The sequence below is a fragment of the Acidisoma sp. S159 genome (assembly GCF_009766125.1).
Classification (GTDB): domain Bacteria; phylum Pseudomonadota; class Alphaproteobacteria; order Acetobacterales; family Acetobacteraceae; genus Acidisoma.
Genome location: NZ_LMUG01000104.1, coordinates 132,492 through 133,233, shown reverse-complemented (window position 1 = coordinate 133,233; position 742 = coordinate 132,492). Strand labels below are relative to the sequence as shown.

1 protein-coding gene is annotated in these 742 nt (G+C 55.9%); it reads left to right on the top strand.

Translation table 11 applies throughout. The annotated features are described in order from the left end of the window. Positions 1-128: 128 nt before the first annotated feature. Positions 129-590 (top strand): GFA family protein, encoded by a 462-nt coding sequence (locus GSQ92_RS29755; protein WP_216857050.1) that lies wholly within the window; start codon positions 129-131, stop codon positions 588-590. Positions 591-742 lie beyond the last annotated feature (152 nt).

Here is a 742-nt window from a genome sequence, read left to right as displayed (position 1 = left end):
TGACGGTATCCTCCCGCCATCTCCAGAATCACAATGCGCCGAGCCGAAGCAAGCAATTAATGGGTCCTGACCCTAGTTTGTGACAACCTGACGCGTGGCCCTGGCGCGACCGGGCTGGAAACGTATGAATGTGGAAGTCGAACCGCCTCTACCAAGCGAGCGGCTCCGCTGGTATGACATTGGCAATGTTGACGCTCTTCTGCCTCTGCAGCCAAGTCCGCATCGAAATCCCAAAGCGACTGGACTTCATCAACGAGTGCAATTGCACGCTTTGTAGCAAGTCGGGCGCCCGCTGGGCCTATTTGCATCCCTCGGAAGTCAGCGTCGTGGGCATGACGAAAGGATATAGCCGGGAAGACAAGGAAGACCCAGCTGCAGAAATCCGTTTCTGTGCAAATTGTGGGTCAACGACACATTTTATTCTCACCGCAAGCGCCATATCGAAGTTCGGGAATAGCCAGATAGGCGTCAATATGCGCCTTGCGGATGAGAAGGACCTCGCCGGGATAGAATTGCGCTATCCTGACGGACGGGCTTGGCCGGGCAGGGGCGCCTTCGGCTATGTGCAGGAGGCTCGCATTATTGAGTGATGAGCAGGTTTGGAATGAACGCTTTGCGATGAGTGTCCTTGGTCTTGGACGACCGAAATTGAATGCGAGCGAACCCCTCGCTCTTGGATATCGAGTGTCAGATCTTGACCGTTGGTTCGATAAACGTCCTGCCGCGCCACGCCCCCCGGGCA